This window comes from Mycobacterium sp. 4858, from assembly GCF_900240975.1.
Taxonomy (GTDB): domain Bacteria; phylum Actinomycetota; class Actinomycetes; order Mycobacteriales; family Mycobacteriaceae; genus Mycobacterium.
The window spans coordinates 1,881,147-1,894,490 of the sequence record NZ_LT968776.1; the positions used below are offsets into that span (position 1 = coordinate 1,881,147).

Below are 13,344 nucleotides of genomic sequence, written 5' to 3' on the forward strand. Positions count from 1 at the left end.
CACGAGCCGCCAGCTTTGACAACCCAGCCGCCCCCGAGCACGCAACTAGTCCCTGCCGGCTGCGCAGGTGGTGTGAAAAGCGGCGGCAGCCGGCTTAGCAGGCAACGGAGACCGACAGGTGGCCACGAGCAATGACTGAGCCGATGGCGCCCAGTGAGGTCGTGCCGTCGGTGCCGCTGGCGCGGTTGACCCGCGCGTTCTCGATCCAGCTGGTGTGCCGGGTATTGGGGATGATGGCCTCGGTGGTCTCGGTGGCGATGACCGCTCGCTATCTGGGTCCCGGTCGCTATGGCCAGCTCACCATCGCCGGCGCGTTCATCGGGATGTGGATGAGCCTGGTCGATCTCGGTATCGGCCGCGTCATCGTGCGCCGCGTCACCTCTGGTCGCGGCGAACTCGAGCGCCTGGTCCGGATCTACAACGGCGTGTCGCTGGTGTACTGCGTTCCGCTCGCGGCATTGGCGGCGGGATCCGGGTTGCTCGTCTACCGCGACCACGACGTGCGCGTCATGCTTGTGGTGTTGTCGGCGCAGGTACTCATGATGACGATGACTACACGGCTTGAGCCGGTGTTTCAGGCGACCATCCGGTTCTCCGCGGTGGCCGTCTCCGACCTCTTAGGTCGGCTGGCCATGCTGGCGATGATCAGCTTTCTGGTAGCAGAACGAACCGATGTCATCTGGTTCGCAGTCGCGCAGCTCATTCCCACCGCGCTGCAAGTGCTGATCCAGAGCAGCGCGGCGGCGCGGCAGGTTTCGTTCCGCCCGATCTTCGCACCGCGGGAAATCGCAAACTTGTTGCGGGAGAGCCTCTTTCCCATGGGGGTGACGGTGATCACCGTCCTGTACTGGCGCGCAGACGGCGTGATCTTGTCGTTGGTGAACACGCATTCCGAGGTAGGCGTCTACGGGTTGGCCTCTGCGATCGCGCTCAACACCCTGATCATCTCGGTGTTCTTCCTCAAGTCCACGCTCTCAACGGCCACCGAGCTGTTTTCCCGCGATGTCGCGGCATTTGCCGCCTTCGTGCGCCACAGTGTCGCGTTGATGTCTTTCGTGGCGGTCCCGATCGCGGTGGTCGGAGTATTGCTGGCTGGACCCCTGATTCGGCTGTTCGGCGACCAGGCGTTCGTCGACCGTGGTACGCCGACCCTGGCATTGCTGTTCGTCGCGGTGGCAATACGCTTCGTCGCCACCACCCTCGGCGAGGATCTGTTCGCCAGCAATCATCACCGGTTCTGGTTCTGGCTGTCGGTCGCCACCCTTGCGCTCAACATCGTGCTCAATCTCGTACTGGACGGGCGGTTCGGCGCCGTCGGGGCCGGCGTCGCACTGGTGTGCACGGAATTGTTCAGCATGGCGATTGCCGGCTTTTGGCTGCGCCGCCAGTGCGGCTACCGCACGCCGGTCGTTTTCTTGCTGCGGCTGCTGGTACCGACCGCAGCGAGTGTCGCGGTGACGATCCTGCTTCGGGGTCAGCACGTAGTAGTCGTTCTGGTCGCAGCCGCCGCTGTTTATCTGGCCACCAGCGCGGCGGTCGGACCGCTCACCTGGTCGACGTTGGTGTCGTTGCGCCGGAAAGGGCTGATGGCATGAACCGCGAATTGGACCGGGCATATCTGAAACGCCCGGCCGGCCCGGTTGCCCTACCCGCCGACCGGTCGCTTGCGGTGCTGATTGCGCCTGACGAGAGCCAAGACTCGCTTCAGACGTGCCTGTCCAGCGTCGCCGAACATCTCCCCGACCTACCGGTTTTTGTCTACCGGGACAGCGACGACGGGTCTCCCGGTCATGCGGAACTGGCCGGTCGCTATCCGGCGGTGCACTGGGTGCCGGGACCGGCGAACCCGGGCCTTGCCGCGGCCCTCAATGCGCTGGTGGACCAGGCACCCAGCGACACCGATCTGCTATTGCTCAAAGCCGATGCCCGCCTGCGAGGTCCGTTGACCCGCACCAGAGAGTTGCTTCGCCGGCCTCACGTGGCAGCGGTCTCGCCGTTGGTGCATGACGACACCGCACCGGGCCGCACACCGTGGGACGTCGCAACCCACCGCCTGACACTTCTTCGCGCGCTGGTCGCGGTCGCCGGCTACTCCGATTCACTGCGCGGCACACCGGCCTCACCCCTGTATGCGCACCAACCCCCCGAATCGCGCGCCATCCAAGGCAATTTGGCAGCTGCCTGCCTGGCAATCAACCGGGCGGCGTGGAATGCCATCGGCGGCTTCGACGAGGAATTCTTCCATTATGGCGAGGCAGCCGACTGGGAAAACCGCGCGCGCGCAGCGGGTTGGCGCATTCTGCTGGCCGACGAACTCGGCGTCGAACGGGGTAATCGGGCGACCGGCGCCGCTGTGCGCGCAACCGGCCGAGCGGACGGCGAAGCCGTCGCCGCTGCCGAACGCCGCAACCGAGACCTGGCGCGCACCAACGCCGCCCTACTACTCGAACATCAAGACAACGTTCACCACGCGGACGTGTATCTCGCCGGCGCGGCGCTGTTGGAGCGCCTGCAGCCCTCGAAGCGCCGCGCTCGCAATACCGCTCGCGCCCGCCACCACAAGGGCCTGCCGGCAATCGTGATCGTCACCAACCGCCTGGTCTACGGAGGTGCCGAGCGGCAGAAGGCCCTGCTGGCCACGGAATTGGACCGACGCGGCTACCCCGTCACCGTGGTCTGCGTGCAACGGTTCGGACCACTGATCAAGGAGATTCCGCCCAGCGTGCGGGTGGTACGCCAGCCCTGGTGGGCACCGATCATCGACATTCCCGATGGTCCGGCGGTGCTCATCAGCGGAGACACAAACACCGAGACGGGATTTGCCACCCTATGGCGCGCGGGCGCGGCGGGCCGACGCTGGTTGGTTGCAGCGCATATTCCCCCCGCGGAAGACCGGCCCATCTACTCGCGGCCACTGGCCGCGGCGATGCGGCGTGCCGACGGGTTCATCGTGCTGGCGCAACGCCATTGGGACATGCTCACCGCCCACCATCGGCTCGGGGAACGGCGATTCATCGCACCCAACGGCGTGGCCTCGAGCGACGACCCGGCTCCGCCGCCGCGGACCGTCGGTGAGCCGCCGCACTTGGTGATCCTCTCGCGCATCGTCGAGCACAAGAATCCTCATCTGCTGGTCGATGCGCTCGCCGGCCTCGTCGATATGCCGTGGAAGCTCTCGATTTTCGGTGACGGCCCAGACCGGGAGAAGCTGCAAGCCCGCACTCCCGGCGCGTTGCTCGACCGGGTTCAGTGGCGCGGATGGTCGGCGGGCCCGGGTCCCGCACTGGCCGACGCAGATCTGCTGTGCGTCCCGAGCCGCTCCGAGGCATTCCCGCTGGTGATTCTCGAGGCGATGGCACGGGCGGTACCGGTTGCGGCGTCGGCGGTCTGCGCCGTCCCCGAAATGCTGGATTTCGGACGGGCAGGGTTCGTCGTCGAACCCGTGTCGGTGTCGGGATGGCGAGAACACCTGGCCCGGATCCTGGCGGATCCCAACGTGCTGCCATCGGTCGGACAGCGCGGCTTCGAACGCATGCGCAAGCACTACACGGTGGAGGCAATGACCGACGCCTACCTCGACGCAATCGCCGCCGTATTATGAATTCCCTTAGGGTGCTTTGGCTTTCGCCCTGGATGCGGTCGCTGGCACGCGTACAGATCGAAGCGCTGCGCCGGCGGGAAGTCGACGTGCTACTGGTTACCACCGACCTACATCCGGAGTCGGACGCTGCCCGCGATTACGAATTGGTGCTCGATCCACGGTTGGGCAAGGCGGCGACCTGGGCTGCGACCGTAGCGGCCTGGCGCCGGGTCCACGAGTACCGTCCGGACGTCGTGATCGCCGAGCTGGTGCGCGATCCACGCTGGATCGCGCTGGCCGGGCGGCTTCCACGTATTCAGCTGGTGCACGACGACCGCCCCCACGTCCCCATCGAACAGCGGCGAGTCTACGAACCCGTGGTGTTCGACCGCTGGGGCGCGCACTCGGCGGCCACCGTCACCTACAGCGGCTACGTCGCAGCCGCTGTCGCGATGCGCCGCGACGTCGCCGGCACACGGGTGCACGTGTTGCCGCTTACCAGCGACCTTGATCCGGCCCGGGTCCCGCCGCTGGTGGGACCCGAAGGGCGCCATGACTTCGCCATGGTCGGCCGGCTCTACTCCTACAAGAACGTCGACGTAGTGCTCGAAGCCTGGCAGCGACACATCGTCGGCGGCGGCTGGCGCGGCGACAACCTCGTGCTCATCGGCGACGGGCCACTGGACACCGCCGCCCTGCCGAAACACACTCGCTGGCTCCCGGGCTGGTATCGCTACGCCGATGTGGTCACGACACTGGCCGCTGCGAAGGGGTCGGTCGCCCACTACCGGCGCGCTTCCCAAAGCGGCGTGCAGGTGCTGTCAATGCAGCTGGGCGTCATGCCGATCGTGTCCACCGCCGGCGGCCTGCCTGAGTATCAGCCGCCGAGCTTCCCCCCGGTCGGTGTGGACGACATCGCGGGGCTCGCCGCCGCCTTCGACATCCTGGCCGACTCGTCCGCTGCGGCAGAGCACGGAGCCGCGGCAGCGCGCCACTACGCGCGGCGATTCACCGTCGACCGCGCCGCAGATCGCTTGCTGGATGTCATCGCCGAGGTGGTGGGTCGCCGACGCTGACGGGGTCGGCAGAAAGATCTCCTGAGAAATCTCATTTTTTGGCGATCAGGGAGACAGTGCCGGAGAAAACACCGATTTGGCAGCAGATGGTCGCGCACAGACGACGGAAGCCGGGAGCGGGTAAGGTCGCCAGGAATCTTTCGACCAAGAATACGAAACGCAGAAACAGGCTTCCGACCGTCTCGGGTTTGGCGAACCGTCCGATCCCCAACGCCGCAAGCATGATACGGAATCTTCTTGGCACGAATCCATAGCGGACGTCGGCGAAACCAGCGCGCGTCGCCGCCTCGAATAATTCGCGGCACGTATATTCTTTCAAGTGCATGCCTGCTGGCTCGCCACGTTTGAATACACGCGAGACATCGTGCGGCCCGGTGTATTTATTGGGGGTGTTGAATATGTAGCGGCCGCCCTTCTTCAATATGGAACGGGCGCTCGCCAGATGGCTCTCCAGATCATCCGGATGTAGGTGCTCGATCACCTGATCCGAGACCAAGACGTCGTAAGTTTCGGCGGGCTCGAACCTGTCCAGGTGCACTCCGTCCGACATTCCCCATGACGGGTTTGCATAGGTCCCGGGCAGAAGCTTTTCTCCGCGTTCGCCGGTAATCTCTGTTCCCTTGCAGTCGTAACCATTCAGCGCCAGAAAAGAAATGAGGCCACCCTGGCCGGAACCGATTTCATAGATCGACTTCGGAGGTGGTCCGATCAGGTCGAGCCATCCTCCGAATCTTTCCTGCGGAGATCTCGGATCGGCTAGGTTTGAGAATTGATTGAGCCAGCCCAATTCGGTATAGAGCCGGGTGTAGCACTGGTTGAAAGTTTGCCATCTGTCCTCGGGTGTGGATCGGAGCAACTCCGAGGTTAGTTGCTTTTCCAGCTTCCAGTGATCCAATATCATTTGCTCGGTGATAGTCACTTCGGCCGGAATGCTGTATGTCTTCTTGTAGCGGGCTATTAATTTGTTACCCCTCGGCTCCATAAGGCTGGCAGTCCTTTTATCGGCTGCGGTGTAACCCGCGTCGGCTGCGCAGCACGATCACGCCCGCCCCGATCACGGCCACGGCGAGCCACGCCCCGCCAAGCCACCAAAGCCATCCCGAGTCCGAGTGCTGACCGGACGCCGCGCCCGGGCCGGATGTGTCCGCATTCGGGCGATCGATCATCACGGGATCTTGTCCGGGAAACGACACCAGCGCGAGACCCTTGACCCTCGGCCAGCGCGTGTTGTCGCTACCGAGCCATTTGATCAGCGCATCGAGCTGGCCCGGCACGCCGTTGGAGGTCGCGATCAGCAGTGACCGGCCGCGGTTGAAAACCGTTTGGAAAGACGCGAACCGCAGTGTCGGATCCAGCGTGATAGTGGTGGGCTTGCCGTCGGACGTGAAGGCGTTGACGGTGATCGGCCCGCTGGGACCCGCGGACACCGGAAGCGCGATGTCGGGGTGGTTCCATCCGTCGGCTGCAATCAGTATCGCGGGCTTCGACGAATCAATCGCTTGCTGCACGCCGGTCACGGTGGTCTCGAGGGGTATCGAGCTGAAGCGCTGCAGGCCTACCACAATGTCCACGGCGCGCGAGGTGTCAGCAAAGGAGTGCGGGCCGATGCCCACCTGGATCTGGGGCATCAATGTTTGCGGCACCGATCGCAGGCCTTCTGGCACAGGCGGCGCCGCGGGGCTGCTCTGCACAGTGCTATCGCCGTCGATGGTCAACGTGAGCTGCTGGTCTCCTGCCCCCGCGGTGTAGAAATCTCCGCACCGTCCCACGTTGCCCGAAACGTTGAGCGTCAAATCAAGACCGGTCCATCGCTGCAGGAGCCGATCCGGGACGTCGACCCAGCGGTCGATCACTCCGTGGCCGTCGGTCGGCCATCGGTCGATGGTCTCCGAGCCCACTGTCGCGACGATCTGACCGCCGATATTGGCCGGCGTCGGGGAGTAGGAGCCACGCAGATGCATCCGCACCGAGTGAATGGATCTGCCGAACCGGGTCTGGTCCAGTCCGATCGAGACCCGCGGTTGCAGCCCCGTGGAGTTGACGATGGGCTGCCCCAGCTCACGCAGCGTGGCCGTGTCGCCAGGCAGCGCAACGTTGGACTTCAGCGACGTCGCGGCCGCTTTGGACGACATGGCCAGTCCGGATAGGTCGCTGAAGAGCAACGCTGTGTCCGAGTCGGCGCTTCGCCCCAGGGGTCCTGAAATCAACATCCACGGCACGCCGCCGGCGCCCTGCAGGGAAAGCCCGGTGTCCGGTCCCTCTTTGACGACGATCTGGCGTTCCTGCGGTCGCGCCGGCGTCGGCGGTGCCGCCTGCCCTTCGCCCAACGGCGCCACGCCGATGTCGACGAGCTGTTTGCCGTAGTGCGCGGCGGCGGAGGTGGCCAATCGAACTGCCGTATCGGATTCCGCCGCCGACGGCGATTGCGGCAGGAATATGGTCAGCTTCCGGAGCACCGGCGGCAAGAAGGCGGCCACCGTAGTGGGCGGCTGTTCGACCCCGGTGTAGCCGACCGTTGCGTTGGTCAGACGCAACGGGCTCCACGCATAGACGCACAATCCTTCCACGGGCACCAGGTACGCACGCAGTGTCACGGTCACCGAGTCATTGATCACTTCCGCTGCGCCCATCGGGATGACGATCGGCGCTTGATCGGTCGTGGGGACGTTCACCTTCGCGATGTCGCGATCGTTCTGCGAGACGATGATCGTCCCCGACCGCATATTGACCGGTGGTTGAACGGTCGCGTTGAGGGCGGACGGTGTCAGCCCGTGCGGAACCGGCACGGTCAGCTGCGCCGTGCCCTCCAGTCCGTAAAACGCCAACGTGGAGCCATATCCCAGGTCGTTCAACGACATGGTCAACGAGGCGGTTGTTGGACCAGGGGCGGTGGATTCGGTCGTTGATCCCGGCTCGGTGGGATCAGCCCACGACGGCGGGGCACTGATGGCTAAGAATCCGATCACACCGGTCAGGGCAATAGCTCTACCCATGCAGTTCCCGAACATCAACGGAATCGTATTCGCTACCGGACACCGGTCAAGGGCACAAAGACCTGACACGCCGTAGGCGAAAGACTCTCTGGCGGCCATTTCGCGGGATTGCGCCGTTGTTCGACTGCGGGCCGGACATCGGGAACCGGGGGTTCAATCAATCCGCCGGCCGGCTGTAGGGAAACACCGTCCGAATTCGTCCACTTTCCGTGCCCCGGGACCGGCGATCTGGACAACCGCGTCAGAGACCATCGAGCGGTGGACCGGCAGCAAAGAGAGTCGACCCGCCAGCGCGAATTGCACCAGGTGTGGTCGGCGCGATAGCCCCCTTATGAGATTGGCAATGCGCCAACCGGTTTGGCGAAGTATTCCTTTACGAAAACAAATGCCGAACGCTAATGGTCGGCCAAGCGAACCATTAGTCAGCGACGCGTATATGCGTCCCTCGTTGCGCGGAGGCGCGTATCACGCTCGGCAAACGGCAGGATTTATTCGCCGCAGGCGCTGCGATGTGCGTTAGGGTCTTTGCGGATACCAGCCTCGCGGCGGTAAGGGGAATTCGGTGACCGACATACGGCGGTGCCGGTCGTCATTCGCGGCGGGTGATACAGGTAGGAACTAGGAGACTTTGCGGTGCCCGGACGATCGGTTGGCAACAATGCGCCGGCTGCCATGCCGATCCGGGTGCTGATCATCGGGAACGCACCGGCCGGGCCAAACAGCCGCGGCGGCATGGCGACGGTGGTGCGGTTGCTCATCGACGACACCGACCCACGCTTCCTCATTCGCATGGTCCCCACCTTCGTCGACGGCCGCCTGCCGGCGCGGCTGTGGACGGGAGTCTTCGGCATCCTCAGGGCGTCCGCGCTGCTGTTGTTCGGCTTCGTCGATGTACTACACGTCCACTATTCGCTGCGAGGCAGCGTCGTCCGCAAGTCCGTGCCGCTGTTCGTCGCGCGGCAGCGGGGCGTCTCGACGATCGTCCATTGCCACAGCCACTACTTCTTCACGTGGTTCGATGGGCTGCCACCGCCGCTGCGCCGCGCTGTGCGGGCGGCGCTGCGTGCCGATTACCTTCTGGTGCTCGGTCAATCCCTGCTCGAAGAGTCCCGCAGCCGGCTCAGATTCGACGAATCCAATAGCCGAGTCGTTTACAACCCCGTGGTCATGCCGGCCGTCGCGCCGTCGCCGCGCACGGGGCAACCGTTGCGTGTGGTGTCGTTGGGCAGGCTGGCCGACAGCAAGGGAAGCTACGACCTCGTGCGGGCGGTCGGCATCCTGCCGGACGACATCCGCGCCAACCTGAGGGTGACGCTGGCGGGTGACGGCGAAGTGCACCGGGTACGGGAGTTCGTCCGCGCTCAGGCTCTCCACAACACAGTCGACGTCCTCGGCTGGGTCAGCCCCGCGGAGCGGGACCGGCTGTTGGCCGAATCGGCGATTTTCGTGCTGGCCTCCTACAGCGAGGCCCTTCCGATGTCGGTGCTGGAAGCGATGGCCAAGGGGGTGGTACCCGTGACCACCGCGGTGGGCGCGATACCGGAGGTGATCACCGACGGAATCAACGGTGTGCTGGTCAGTCCCGGCGACCCTGACCAGTTGGCGGCCGCGCTGCATTCCCTCATCGTCGACGCCGAACTTCGCAATCGGCTGGCCGCGGCCGCCAACGCGCGTGCCGGCGACTTCGACGTCGCCCGCTGGCGAGATGCGCTGCACGACGTGTGGCTTGCCGCCGCCTCGCGGGACGCGCGGCCCCTCAGCTCGCCGCGGCCATTCCGCGGCTGCCGCCGTGGCGCCGCGGCAGCCCGCCGGAGACCATGAGCCGAAAGTAGTCGAAGGACGAGTCGCTGCCCACCGCCAACCGCGGCAAGGCGAGCGGGTCGCTGCCGCGATGAGCGAATCCCGCGGTGGTCGACAACGCCCAGCGCACGCCATGGCGGCGCATCACTTCTTTGGCGCGGGCATCGAAATCCCGTGGTCGGCCATTGGGATAGGCAAAAATCGTTGGCGCCCGCCCGGTCTCACGTTCGAGGACCGCGCACGATTCGGTGATCTCTCGCGCCACCTTCTCGTCGCTGCAGCGGGCGAGGATCGGGTGGGTCACCGTGTGCGGGTACAGCGTCACCAGACCGTCGCTGGTGATGTCGCGCGCCTCGTCCCAGGACAGCATCCGGAACGGGCCGGCGTCGCCGCCGGGGTCGCCCAGCACGCCGAAAATCTCGCCCAGCACGGTGAGCCGTTGTCCGTCGGGCAGGTCTTTCAACCGGTCAACCGCGGCGGCGTAAACCGCACCGCGATTTGCGGCGCCCTCCAGCGAGCGAGTGCCCAGTCCTAGTGCGACCAGATCGATCTCGGTCGCGGTGGTGCGGGCGATCGCCAGCCAAAGTCGATCGGGCCACAGGGTTTCGTCGCTGCCCATCGGGCCCGTCGCCAGGAACACCGCCGCGGGCAAGTTCAGATCCCGCAACACCGGCACCGCGTGCGTGGCGAGATTGCGGGTGCCGTCGTCGAACGTGATCGCCATGGCGCGGGGTGGCAACGTCCCCGCCGCAAGGCGATCGAGGGCCTCATCGATCGGGAGGACATTGAAGTGCTTGCGGATGTACTCCATTTGACGGCGGTACAGCTCCAAGCCGAGCACGTGCCAGCAGGGCGGTGACACCGGCTCCGCTTCCACACCGTGGAACACCACGATGGCCAGCAGGCCGCGGTGTCGCCGCCGGGAAAACGCCGGAACGCCCGCAGCGCACAGCATTCCGGCCGCGATATTCTTGATGATCGCGCGGGTCGCTGGCGGTGCGAGGCCTCGAAGTCTTGCCGTCACCTGTGAAACTCTAGCCACCGCCCACGGGTTTGACTTCAACACGTTTCAGGACCGTTTAGCCCCTGGTGCCATTTACGTATGCAATTTTTGCCGTCGTGTCGAAAGGGTGCTCGGTATTGTGAGGCGGTGCTCGCCCTCGACACGATGGTCGACGAGGACCTGTTCATCTGCCCGCGCTGCGCGAGCCCGGTGCGCTGCCCGGGGGGCCCGTGGCGATGCACGAACGCGTCCTGCCGCTACGCCCAGGAACCGTTCCCGACGGTCTCGGGGGTACCGGCGCTCGTCGATTTCGAACACAGCGTGCTCGACGCCGATCGGTTGGGCGCGTCCCAGGGCGCCTCGGTCGTTCGCCGGTCCAAACTCAGCCACGTCCTGAATCGGCTGATCCACCCGCCCAACACCACAGCCGCCGCGCAAGTCGCCCGAATGTTGCGGCTGCTGCGGGCCGACGCCGCCGCGACCGGGCGGCCGCCCCGAATCCTGGTGATCGGGGGCGCTATCCAGGGCGACGGGCTGGCAGAGCTTTACGCCGATCCCACAGTCGATCTGATCGCCTTCGACATCTACGTCAGCCCCCTGGTGCAATTCGTCGGCGACGGCCATGCGATACCCCTGGCCGACGGCTGCGTCGACGGCGTGGTCATCCAAGCCGTGCTTCTGCACGTGCTGGAGCCGACGGTGGTGGCGAAAGCGATCCATCGCGTGCTGCGCAGCGGAGGGATCGTCTACGCCGACTCGGCCTTCCTGCAACAGGTGTGCGAGGGGCCTTATGACTTCATCCGTTTCACCGACAGCGGCCATCGGTATGTGTTCCGCGACTTCGAATGCATCGACTCCGGCTGTGTGGCCGGCGCCGGGACGGCGTTACGTTGGTCGCTCGACCATTTCGTGCGCGCCCTGACCCGCTCGATTCGGCTCGGCCGGATCATGTCGCTGTGCTTCTTCTGGCTCAGCTACCTCGACCGCTTCCTGGACCCCGGGCACTCACTCGACGGCGCCAGCAGCGTCTTCTTCCTCGGCCGCAAAAGCCCCGTCCCGATCACCGAAGCCCAGATCATCGACTACTACCAGGGCGGCATGTGAAAATGCCGCGACACCGATGAACCCGAGTGCGGTGCGGGACCTCCTCCGCCCTTCGCGTCTCACCCACATAGTGGATGTCGGGGCGAGCCGGAGCTGCGGCGACTGGCCCTACACGCCGATGCTCAATGCCGGCTTGTGTTACGTGACGGGCTTCGAACCTGGGCGCGAGGCGTTGCGCGAGTTGCAAGAGACGTGCGGTCAGTACGAGCGCTACCTGCCGTACGCGCTTGGCGACGGAAACCCCCAGACACTGAACGTCTGCCCGGCGCCGGGGGCCATGACCAGCCTGCTCGAGCCAGACCCGTTGGCCCAAGGGCTTTTTACGCTCTTCGATCGAGTCGGTGAGGTGATCGCGCACGTCCCGATCGATACCCATCGACTCGATGACACCCATGAGATTGAGCACCTCGATCTGCTCAAGATCGACATCCAGGGCGGCGAGCTGGCCGTATTCCAAAATGGGCGGACGAAGCTCGCGGAAGCGGTGGCAGTCCAGACCGAGGTGTCATTCATTACCGTGTATCGAGGCCAGCCCCCATTCGGAGAGATCGATTTAGAGCTACGACATCAGGGATTTGTTCCGCACTGCATTCCCGGCGAAGTGAAGAAGTGGGTGATCGGCGACTTTGCGCTCGGCGATCCCTACCGGCCGCTGAACCAGATCTTGGAGGCCGATGTCGTCTACGTGCGGGACTTCATCCACTCGGACGGGATGAGCGACGAGCAGTTGAAGCAATTGGCCATGATCGCGCATTACTGCTACGGGTCGTTCGACTTGGCATTCCGGTGTGTGCGGTTACTGGAGGACAGGCGCGCCGTGGACGAGGGAAGCCCGCAACGGTACCTGGAGATGTGTAAGCGGACCGTCGGTTACAAACGAGCACTCTGGTGGGCGCAACACAGTGTCGCACGGCTGAAGTATCGAGTGGGTGCGTGGGGCAATCCGGTTGGCCCGGAAGGGATCAGGACCACGGGTCAGACAACGAAGGCCGATCGCCAACGGACGTCGCGGAGGAATAGGTGAGCACTCGGACAGAGTTGGAGACCGTCGACAGCTGGCAAGAGGAAGCGATGCTCGTTTCGTCGATCATCAAAAGTCACGGCGGGCCACTGGAGATCCTTGAAGCCGGTTGTGGGCTTGACTGGCCACTCGATCTGGAAGGCGTCGACTATCGGTTGACGGGTATCGACCTTGACGAAGATGCGCTCCAAAGCCGTATCGAGACAATGGGCGACCTGGACGAGGCCATCATCGGTGACCTCACGCTACCTGCGACCATCCAACCCGATCGCTACGACGTCATCTACAGCTCTTTCGTCCTCGAGCACATACCCGACGCCGAGGGCGCGCTCGTCAACATGATCAACGGGCTCAAGCCGGGCGGCCTTCTGGTGCTGCGTATCCCGGATAGGGACTCGGTATACGGATGGACCGCAAGGCACGTGCCGTTCTGGGTTCACGTCGCCTATTACCGGTACTTTGTTCGTTACCCCCACGCTGGAAAGCCCGGCCATTCGCCATTTCCGACCTACTATGCGCCCCTCATTTCCCGCGCCGGCATACGCGACTTCTGCACCAGAAACGCATGCACAATCCTCGAAGAGCGCGGCCACACGTACTACGTGCACGGTACGAGTGCTCGAATTCGGATTACTCGGGCGTACGCGAAAGCCCTGTGGGCCTTCTCGTTTGGCGCTCTGGCATGGCGGCACAACAACCTCACCTACGTGATACGCAAGTCGGAGTCTGCCGGCATCGCGGATTAGGCACATTCGATATCCAATCGG

General features: G+C 64.7%; 10 protein-coding genes. 7 read left to right on the forward strand and 3 right to left on the reverse strand.

Annotation, left to right across the window (positions count from 1 at the left end):
* The first annotated feature begins 131 nt into the window (after positions 1-131).
* Genes C1737_RS17385 through C1737_RS17395 form a run of 3 tightly spaced genes read left to right on the forward strand, consistent with a single transcriptional unit; the run spans position 132 to position 4,656 of the window.
* Positions 132-1,595, forward strand: coding sequence for an oligosaccharide flippase family protein (locus C1737_RS17385; RefSeq protein ID WP_102419002.1), 1,464 nt, complete (start codon positions 132-134; stop codon positions 1,593-1,595).
* Positions 1,592-3,601, forward strand: coding sequence for a glycosyltransferase (locus C1737_RS17390; RefSeq protein WP_102419003.1), 2,010 nt, complete (start codon positions 1,592-1,594; stop codon positions 3,599-3,601). Before C1737_RS17385 ends, C1737_RS17390 begins: the two co-directional genes overlap by 4 nt.
* The gene (locus C1737_RS17395) at positions 3,598-4,656 is read left to right on the forward strand and encodes a glycosyltransferase (protein WP_102419004.1); all 1,059 of its coding nucleotides are present in this window, start codon (positions 3,598-3,600) and stop codon (positions 4,654-4,656) included. The genes C1737_RS17390 and C1737_RS17395 overlap by 4 nt, the downstream gene beginning before the upstream one ends.
* A 31-nt stretch (positions 4,657-4,687) precedes the next feature.
* On the opposite strand, the gene C1737_RS17400 is transcribed toward C1737_RS17395, so the two are convergent.
* Positions 4,688-5,575, reverse strand: coding sequence for a methyltransferase domain-containing protein (locus C1737_RS17400; RefSeq protein WP_233214779.1), 888 nt, complete (start codon positions 5,573-5,575; stop codon positions 4,688-4,690).
* Positions 5,576-5,654: 79 nt separating this feature from the next.
* The gene (locus C1737_RS17405) at positions 5,655-7,664 is read right to left on the reverse strand and encodes a hypothetical protein (RefSeq protein ID WP_102419006.1); all 2,010 of its coding nucleotides are present in this window, start codon (positions 7,662-7,664) and stop codon (positions 5,655-5,657) included.
* 618 nt (positions 7,665-8,282) lie between these two features.
* Between C1737_RS17405 and C1737_RS17410 the strand changes: the two genes are divergently transcribed.
* Positions 8,283-9,470, forward strand: a complete 1,188-nt coding sequence (locus C1737_RS17410) for a glycosyltransferase family 4 protein (RefSeq protein ID WP_142393469.1) — start codon at positions 8,283-8,285, stop codon at positions 9,468-9,470.
* Here C1737_RS17410 and C1737_RS17415 read toward each other — a convergent pair.
* Positions 9,406-10,404: a polysaccharide deacetylase family protein gene (locus C1737_RS17415; protein WP_102419008.1), complete on the reverse strand. Its 999-nt coding sequence runs from the start codon at positions 10,402-10,404 to the stop codon at positions 9,406-9,408. The two genes, C1737_RS17410 and C1737_RS17415, sit on opposite strands and share 65 nt — an antisense overlap.
* Positions 10,405-10,599: 195 nt before the next feature.
* Here C1737_RS17415 and C1737_RS17420 point away from each other — a divergent pair, with 195 nt between their 5' ends.
* From C1737_RS17420 to C1737_RS17430, 3 genes are all read left to right on the forward strand, one after another.
* Complete coding sequence (locus C1737_RS17420; protein ID WP_158243975.1) at positions 10,600-11,556, forward strand: methyltransferase domain-containing protein; 957 nt, start codon at positions 10,600-10,602, stop codon at positions 11,554-11,556.
* Between the two features lie 70 nt (positions 11,557-11,626).
* Positions 11,627-12,580 carry an FkbM family methyltransferase gene (locus C1737_RS17425; protein ID WP_233214780.1) on the forward strand — a complete coding sequence of 318 codons (954 nt, stop codon included), beginning with the start codon at positions 11,627-11,629 and terminating at the stop codon, positions 12,578-12,580.
* On the forward strand, positions 12,577-13,323 hold the full coding sequence (locus tag C1737_RS17430; RefSeq protein WP_199182866.1) for a class I SAM-dependent methyltransferase: 747 nt from the start codon (positions 12,577-12,579) through the stop codon (positions 13,321-13,323). Before C1737_RS17425 ends, C1737_RS17430 begins: the two co-directional genes overlap by 4 nt.
* Positions 13,324-13,344: the final 21 nt, after the last annotated feature.